We start from the raw sequence: 8,016 nt of genomic DNA on the forward strand, positions 1-8,016 counted from the left end.
CTGGGGATACTGGCCGTGCGCCACCCCAATCCTCCCCCGGGAACCGGGGGAGGGGGACCCTGAGCCTTCAGCGAAGGGTGGAGGGGGACGACCTTTCCGCAAGCGCGCCGCCCGTGTCGGCCCCCTCCGTCAGCCTGCGGCTGCCACCTCCCCCGGTTCCCGGGGGAGGATTTACGGCATCACCGGCAGCACGATCTTCGACCCGGCGCACACCTTCTGCGTCGCCTTGACGAAATCCCCCGGCTTGGCCCGCGCGATATTGGGCACGAAACGCTGCGGGTTGCGGTCGATCACCGGGAACCAGCTCGACTGCACCTGCACCATCAGCCGGTGCCCCTTCAGAAACACATGGTCGTGCTCGCGAAGCGGCACCTCCCAGCGCGTCACCTTGCCCGGCACCAGCGGCTGCGGCGCGGTGTCGCTCGCGAGGAAGCGCCCGCGCCGCACCTCCATCGCGATCGGCAGCTGATAGCCGTTGAGCGACCTGGCATAATCACCCGGCTTGGGCGCCTCGGCGTTCTGCACCTGGTTGTCGGGATAGACGTCGATCAGCTTGACGACGAAATCGCTGTCGGTCCCGCTGGTCGACGCGGCGAGCTGCGCCAGCACGTGGCCCGTCACCGTCAGATCCTTCTCGAGCGGCGCGCTGGTATAGCTCAGCACGTCGGGCCGCCCGCCGAGGAAGCGCTGGTCGGCCGCCTCCCACCACGCCCAGTCGGGCGAGAGATACGTCCCCGACATCGGCCTCGCGCGGAACGGCACCGGGTTGGCCGGGTCCGACACATAGTCGCGGCACGCCTCGCCCGCAGTGGGGGCGGTGAACGAGAGCGAGCCGTCGGCATGGAGATACAGGTCGGTCGGCTTGGTGCCCGCGACGGGCCACGCCTTGTAGCTTTTCCACGTCCAGCTGCCGCTTTGGAAGCTCTTCACGCCGCTCGTCGGCTTGGGCCCCGTGCCGTGGAGCCAATAGGCGAAGAACGGCGCCTGAATCTGCTCCTGGAATTGCGGCCCGCTCGGCACGCCATAGGGGATGGCCCCCAGCGCGTCGGTCGGTCGCTGCCACCAGCCATGCGCCCACGGCCCCGCGACCATCGTGGAGAGGTGGTCGGGGTCGTTCTGCGCCTGTTTGAAGTAGATCTGCCACGATCCCGACGGGTCTTCCTGATCCCAATAGCCCGCGACGTTGAGCGTCGGGACCACGGTCTTGCCGAGCCGGTCGCTCCAGCGCTGGTCGGTATAGAAGGCGTCGTGATTGGGATGGTCGAGCAAGGCGGTGAACATCGGCACCTTGCCCTTGAACTCGGTCGTGTCGATCGCCGCGACCGGCCCCTTGGCGAGGAACCAGTCGTAGGTATCGTAGCGATCGTATTGAAAGGTCGTGTCCTGCGTCTTGTCGAGCTGGATCATCGCCAGCCAGTCGGTCGCATAGGACAGCCGCAGCGCGCCATTGCGGTGGAGATCGTCGGACTGCCAGTAATCGACCCACGCCGCCTGCGGGCTGACCGCCTTCAGCGCGGGATGCGGGCCGATCAAGGCGATGGCTGCGGCAAAGCCGGGGTAGGACACGCCCCACATCCCGACCTTGCCGGTGTTCCGGGCGACGTTCTTCACCAGCCAGTCGATGCTGTCGTAAGCGTCGGTCGATTCGTCGGTCTGCTTCGGGTCGCCCGGATGCACTGCGGTCGACAGCGTGAAGACGCCATCGGACTTGAAGCGGCCGCGCATCGACTGCTCGACATAGATGTACCCGTCGCGGTCGAGCGCGACATGATTGCCGGGGGTCGTCTTCGGCGCGGCGTCGGGGACGCCGTAGGGGGTGCGCGAGAACAGGATCGGGAGCGGGCCGGTCTGGCCGCGCGGGCGCAGGATGACGGTCTGGAGCCGAGCGCCGTCGCGCATCGGGATCATCACTTCTTCGTAGGTGTAGGGGGATTGCGTGGTGGCCGGAGCGGGGGCGTTGGCAGCTTGCGGGCGTGCGCCGATCGGCCCGGCCAGCGCGACACCTGCAACAAGCGCCGCCACAACTTTACGCATACCCAACCCCCAAACCGTCACCCCGGCCTCGTGCCGGGGTCCACCGTACCGCAAATGCTCACGCGGCAAGTGTGCGGCACGGTGGACCCCGGGACAAGCCCGGGGTGACGATTGTCTATAAGCCCCTCCCCTTTAGGGGAGGGGTTGGGGGGTGGGGCGTGCCTCGCAGAGACCAGCGCCTGGCACTTCCCCACCCCAACCCCTCCCCTAAAGGGGAGGGGCTTTATCGCCTCAGATCCGGTGTTCGCCCTTGACCCAGCGCACCGTGCCCGAGCTCGCGCGCATCACGACACTCTCGGTCGTCATGATATGCCCCTTGCGCTTGACGCCGGCGAGCAGCGAGCCGTCGGTCACGCCCGTCGCCGCGAAGATGCAGTCGCCGCGCGCGAGCTCGGTCAAATCGTATTGCTTGTCGAGGTCGGTCACGCCCCACTTCGCCGCGCGCGCGCGCTCGTCGTCGTTGCGGAACAGCAGCCGGCCCTTGAACTGGCCACCGACGCAGCGGAGAGCCGCGCACGCCAGCACGCCCTCGGGCGCGCCGCCCGAGCCCATATAGATGTCGATCGTCGTGTCGGGATTGGTCGTCGCGATCACGCCGGCCACGTCGCCGTCGCCGATCAGCATGATCCCGCAGCCGATCGCGCGCAACTCGGCGATGATCTTGGCGTGGCGCGGGCGGTCGAGCACGCAGGCGATGATGTCCTTGGGCTCGACGCCCTTGGCGGCGGCGAGCGCGGTGACGTTCTCGGTTGGCGACTTGTCGAGATCGATGATGCCCTCGGGGTATCCCGGGCCGCACGCGATCTTGTCCATGTACACGTCGGGCGCGTTGAGCAGCCCGCCTTCCTCGGCGATCGCGAGCACCGCGAGCGCGTTGGGCCCGGCGGTGGCGCAGATCGTCGTGCCCTCGAGCGGATCGAGCGCGATGTCGATCTTCGGCCCCTTGCCGATCGCGGATCCCACCTTCTCGCCGATGAACAGCATCGGCGCCTCGTCGCGCTCGCCCTCGCCGATCACCACTGTGCCGTCCATGTAGAGCGAGTTGAGCGCGGTGCGCATCGCATCGACCGCCGCCGCGTCCGCCGCCTTTTCGTCGCCGCGCCCGGTGAGCGTCGACGCGGCGACCGCCGCCGCCTCGGTCACGCGGACCATTTCGAGCACGAGAACACGGTCGAGCGTCTTTGAAGCGGTGGTGGTCATGGGCGGAGCATCCTCTGGTTTTGGGGAGGGACTAAGCGGGGCGTGTGACGTTGTCGAGACGTTGCTACTCCCCTCCCGCTTGCGGGAGGGGGGAAGGAAGGTCAGTCGCGCAGCAGTTCGTTGATGCTCGTCTTCGAGCGCGTCTGCGCGTCGACGCGCTTGACGATTACCGCGCAATACAAAGCCGGCTTGCCGTCCCCGCCACCGGTCGAGCCCGGCACCACCACCGAATAGGGCGGCACCTCGCCGCGGAAAACCTCGCCGGTCGCGCGGTCGATGATCTTGGTGCTCGCCCCCAGATACACCCCCATCGACAGCACCGCGCCCGCGCCGACGCGCACCCCCTCGGCGACCTCGGCGCGCGCACCGATGAACGCGCCGTCGCCGATGATCACCGGGTCCGCCTGCAGCGGCTCGAGCACGCCGCCGATCCCGGCGCCGCCCGAGAGATGCACGCCCTTGCCGATCTGCGCGCACGAGCCGACCGTCGCCCAGGTGTCGACCATCGTGCCTTCGCCGACATAGGCGCCGATATTGACGAAGCTCGGCATCAGGATCGCGCCCTTGCCGATGAAGCTCCCGCGCCGCGCGACCGCGCCCGGCACGACGCGGAAGCCGCCGCCGCGGAACTCGGCCTCGCCCCAGCCGGCAAACTTCGAGGGCACCTTGTCGAACGCCGGCGCGCCGCCCGCGCCGCCCTCGACCAGGCTGTTGTCGTTGAGCCGGAACGAGAGCAGCACCGCCTTCTTGAGCCACTGATGGACCTGCCAGCCGCCGTCGCCTGTCGGCTCGGCGACGCGCATCGCGCCCGAATCGAGCTGGAGCAGCGCCTGCTCGACCGCGTCGCGGACATCGCCCGTGGTCGCGAAGCCGATCGTGTCGCGCGCGTCCCAGGCGGCTTCGATGGTCTGTTGCAGGTCGCTCATGAATCCCCCGTATGGTCGTGGAGCCACGCCGTGATGTCGGCGCAGGTGAAGTCGATGAAGGAGCGGTCGGCACCCGGCGTCTGTTCGGAGCCGTTGTCGACCCACAGCGTCGTCATGCCGATCGCCTTGGCGGGCGCGAGGTTGCGCGCCATGTCCTCGGCAAACAGGCAGGTCGCGGGGTCGAGCTCGAACGCCGCGCACAGCCCGGCGTACGCCGACGCCTGCGGCTTGGGGATCAGGTCCATCGCATGGACGTCGTGGATCGCCTCGAAGCTCTCGCCGAGCCCGAGCTTGGCGAGCACCTTGCTCGCATAAGGCGTGTCGGCGTTGGTGAAGACGAGCTTCCGCCCCGGCAGCCTGGCGATCGCCGCGGCGAGCGGGGCGTTCTCCTCGAGCACGTCCATTTCGATGTCGTGGACATGGTCGAGAAAGGCGTGCGGGTCGACGTCGTGCTCGGCCATCAGGCCGGCGAGCGTGGTGCCGTGGGCGTGGAAATAGCCCTTCTGGATGCGGTGCGCTTCGGCGAGATCGACCTGCAACTTGTCGGCGATGAAGCCCGTCATCCGCGCATCGATCTGGTCGAACAGCCGCGCGCTCGACGGGTAGAGCGTGTTGTCGAGATCGAAGATCCAGGTGCGGATATGGGCGAGGCGTAGGTCCATGGCGTGGCTCTAAGCGGGGCAGGCAAGGGGGGCAAGGCGGAGACGCATCTTCGCCCCTCCCCTTCAGGGGAGGATGGGGGTGGGGGATGCCGCGCAGAGACCGCGCACTGCTGGACTTCCCCACCCCAACCCCTCCCCTGAAGGGGAGGGGCTTTGAAACGACCGCCGTCCTCCCCACATCGCATCCATGACCCAATACTCCCTGCTCGATCTCGTCCCCGTCGTCGAAGGCGGCACCGTGTCACAGGCGCTCGCCAACGCCGCCGACCTGGCGAAACACGCGGAATCGCAAGGCTTCCACCGCTACTGGACCGCCGAGCATCACGGCATGACCGGCATCGCCAGCGCCGCCACCTCGGTCGTGCTCGGCCACATCGCCGCCGCCACCAAGACGATCCGCGTCGGTGCGGGCGGGATCATGCTCCCCAACCACGCCCCGCTCGCCATCGCCGAGCAGTTCGGCACGCTCGACGCGCTGTTCCCCGGCCGGATCGATCTCGGGCTCGGCCGCGCGCCGGGCTCGGACCAGATCGTCGCGCGCGCGATGCGCCGCAATCTCGAGACCGACGCCAACGCCTTCCCGCGCGACGTCGTCGAGCTGCAGAGCTATTTCGCCAACGACGGCCAGACCGGCATCGTCGCGACGCCGGGCGCGGGCGCCGACGTCTCGCTGTGGATCCTCGGGTCGAGCACCTTCGGCGCGCAGCTCGCCGCGATGCTCGGGCTGCCCTATGCCTTCGCCTCGCACTTCGCGCCCGATTCGCTGATGGCGGCGATCGACATCTACCGCCGCACCTTCCGCCCCTCGGCAGCGCTCGCCAAGCCGCACGTGATGGCCGGCTTCAACGTCTTCGCCGCCGATACCAACGCCGAGGGCGAATTGCTGGCGAGCTCGCAGCAGCAGGCGTTCGTCGCGCTGCGGACCGGCAACCCGCGCCAGCTCCCGCCGCCCGTCGCGGGCTATCGCGAGAGCCTCGGCGCGCAAGGGTCGGCGATCCTCGATCACGTCCTGTCGTGCTCGGCGGTCGGCGGCCCGGCGAAGGTCGCGCGCGAGATCGCCGCCTTCGTCGCGCGCACCGGCGTCGACGAGCTGATGATCGCGAGCTCGATCTACGATCACGAAGCGCGCAAGCACAGCCTGACGATCACCGCGGAAGCGATGCAGGACGTCGCCGTCGCCGCTTAACCCCCTCCCGTCACCCCGGCCTTGTGCCGGGGCCCACCGGGATGCGCGGTATGCGGCGGGAGTGCGCGCGGCACGGTGGACCCCGCGACAAGCCCGGGGTGACGAGGGGAGGGCGCATATTCCATCGTTCCCCGAGCTGTGTTACACCAGTGCACCACAGCAAGGGCTTCTCCAACCATGCGCTACGACATCGCCGGCACCGTGATGCAGACCGTCTCGATCGACCTCGATCGCGGCGAGCGGATCGTCAGCCAGACCCATGCGATGGCGTGGATGAGCGACGGCATCCGCATGGACACGCACACCGGCGGCGGGCTGTTCGCCGGGCTCAAGCGCGCCATGTCCGGCGGCAGCATCTTCATCACCGAATATATCGCCGACGCCCCCGCGCACGTCGCCTTCGCGCCGCGCTTCCCCGGCAAGATCATCGCCCGCACCCTGCGCGCCGGCGAATCGCTGATCTGTCGCAAGGAGACCTTCCTCTGCGCCGAATATTCGGTGTCGCTCGACATCGCCTTCCAGCAGCGCCTCGGCGCGGGCGTGTTCGCGGGCGAGGGCTTCATCCTCCAGCGCGTCACCGGGCCGGGTACGGTGTGGCTCGATCTGTCGGGCGAGGTGATCGAGAAGGACCTCGCGCCGGGCGAGCGCCTGCGCGTCCATGCCGGGCATATCGGCATCCAGGAGCCGACCGTCTCGACCGACGTGCAGATGGTGCGCGGCTTCCGCAACATCCTGTTCGGCGGCGAGGGGCTGTTCCTCGCGACGCTGACCGGGCCGGGCAGGGTCTGGCTGCAATCGATGCCGATCATGAACCTGGCGGAGGAAGTCGCGCGGCACCTGCCGGGCAACGAGGAGCGCGGCGCGGCGGCAGGCGCGGGGATCGGGCGGCTGGTCGGCGGGGGTGCGGCGGGCGCAGTGGTCGGCGGGCTGCTCGGCGGGTTGCTGGGGAACGAGTGAGCGCGCGCTCAGGCGACTGTCGACAGGCCGGGGTGCGGGAGTAACGATTGGACGCCGACCTCTTAGCCTGCCACGGGCGGCCCCCGTTTCATGAAGGGCCGTAATGCAGAAAATCATTCAAGTCGTATGTGTCGTCCTGATCGCTGGTGCGGTGATGTTCGGCGGGCGCTGGTACATGTACGTTTCGCAGGCGCCGAGCCCGTATGACGAGGTTGGCATCGCACTCAACGGCTACATGCCCGGGCCGATCCGCGACTGGGGCTGCCACAAGCTGCAGCAGCGCTTCCCGGGGCAGATGCCGCCCTATGGCTGCGCCGGGACGGACGGGCGTAGCTGGCGCTGAGGGCACGCGGGGACAGTCGCTGTTGCTTGCCGATGTCCCCCGGTGACTTCCCCGTACTCGTGACGCCTTGGCCGGGGGATATCCGCGTTTGGTAGATAGCTTCCGTTCGCCACAACCGTCGCCCCGGCGAAGGCCGGGGCCTCCCCCCTGGTGACCCGCCGCTCGCCAAGCCATCCAGAGGCCCCGGCTTCCGCCAGGGCGACGGCCGAGGCAAGGTCTGAGTTAGGTGGGAGGCAGCCCTAACCCATATCCGTCGCCCCGGCGGAGGCCGGGGCCTCCCCCCTGGTGTCCCGTTGCCCGCCAAGCCATCCAGAGGCCCCGGCTTCCGCCAGGGCGACGGCCGAGGCTACGTCTGAGTTTGGTGGGGAGCGGCCCTAACGCATAACCGTCGCCCCGGCGAAGGCCGGGGCCCCCCCCTTGATGTCCAGCCGCCCGCCAAGCCCTCAAAAGGCCCCGGCCTCCGCCGGGGCGACAGCAGTGGCTATGGCCGATTCTGGTGGTGAGTTGTCGGTGTGGCAACGACCGTCGGTGGCCGGTTTCCTGTAACCTGTCCGTCATCCCCGCGAATGCGGGGATCCATACTGGCTGACTGTGCCGTAAAGGACGGCCGGTCCTAAGGGATTCCCGCCTACGCGGGAATGACGGAAGGGGGACAGTGACCCTGTTAATAGCGGCCTGCTTTAATAGCAGCCCGCAACGCACCGGGCC

7 protein-coding genes are annotated in these 8,016 nt (G+C 68.8%); 3 read left to right on the forward strand and 4 right to left on the reverse strand.

Features of this window, described 5'->3' with window-relative positions:
• Positions 1–171: 171 nt before the first annotated feature.
• The 4 genes from RH90_RS01975 to RH90_RS01990 form a co-directional block, all read right to left on the reverse strand.
• The gene (locus RH90_RS01975; protein WP_029624966.1) at positions 172–2,034 is read right to left on the reverse strand and encodes a CocE/NonD family hydrolase; all 1,863 of its coding nucleotides are present in this window, start codon (positions 2,032–2,034) and stop codon (positions 172–174) included.
• A 231-nt stretch (positions 2,035–2,265) separates the two neighbouring features.
• Positions 2,266–3,234 carry a class II fructose-bisphosphatase gene (gene glpX / locus RH90_RS01980; protein WP_010183540.1) on the reverse strand — a complete coding sequence of 323 codons (969 nt, stop codon included), beginning with the start codon at positions 3,232–3,234 and terminating at the stop codon, positions 2,266–2,268.
• Positions 3,235–3,335: 101 nt separating this feature from the next.
• Positions 3,336–4,160, reverse strand: a complete 825-nt coding sequence (dapD, locus tag RH90_RS01985) for a 2,3,4,5-tetrahydropyridine-2,6-dicarboxylate N-succinyltransferase (protein ID WP_010183541.1) — start codon at positions 4,158–4,160, stop codon at positions 3,336–3,338.
• Complete coding sequence (locus tag RH90_RS01990) at positions 4,157–4,822, reverse strand: pyrimidine 5'-nucleotidase (protein WP_010183542.1); 666 nt, start codon at positions 4,820–4,822, stop codon at positions 4,157–4,159. The genes dapD and RH90_RS01990 overlap by 4 nt, the downstream gene beginning before the upstream one ends.
• Positions 4,823–5,009: 187 nt before the next feature.
• Here RH90_RS01990 and RH90_RS01995 point away from each other — a divergent pair, with 187 nt between their 5' ends.
• From RH90_RS01995 to RH90_RS02005, 3 genes are all read left to right on the forward strand, one after another.
• A complete protein-coding gene (locus tag RH90_RS01995) occupies positions 5,010–6,008 on the forward strand; it encodes an LLM class flavin-dependent oxidoreductase (protein WP_010183543.1) in 999 nt (332 codons plus the stop codon).
• A 177-nt stretch (positions 6,009–6,185) separates the two neighbouring features.
• Positions 6,186–6,965 carry a TIGR00266 family protein gene (locus RH90_RS02000; RefSeq protein ID WP_010183544.1) on the forward strand — a complete coding sequence of 260 codons (780 nt, stop codon included), beginning with the start codon at positions 6,186–6,188 and terminating at the stop codon, positions 6,963–6,965.
• A 103-nt stretch (positions 6,966–7,068) separates the two neighbouring features.
• Positions 7,069–7,308 (forward strand): hypothetical protein, encoded by a 240-nt coding sequence (locus tag RH90_RS02005; protein ID WP_010183545.1) that lies wholly within the window; start codon positions 7,069–7,071, stop codon positions 7,306–7,308.
• Positions 7,309–8,016: the final 708 nt, after the last annotated feature.

Source organism: Sphingomonas sp. PAMC 26605, assembly GCF_000241485.1.
Classification (GTDB): Bacteria; Pseudomonadota; Alphaproteobacteria; order Sphingomonadales; family Sphingomonadaceae; genus Sphingomonas.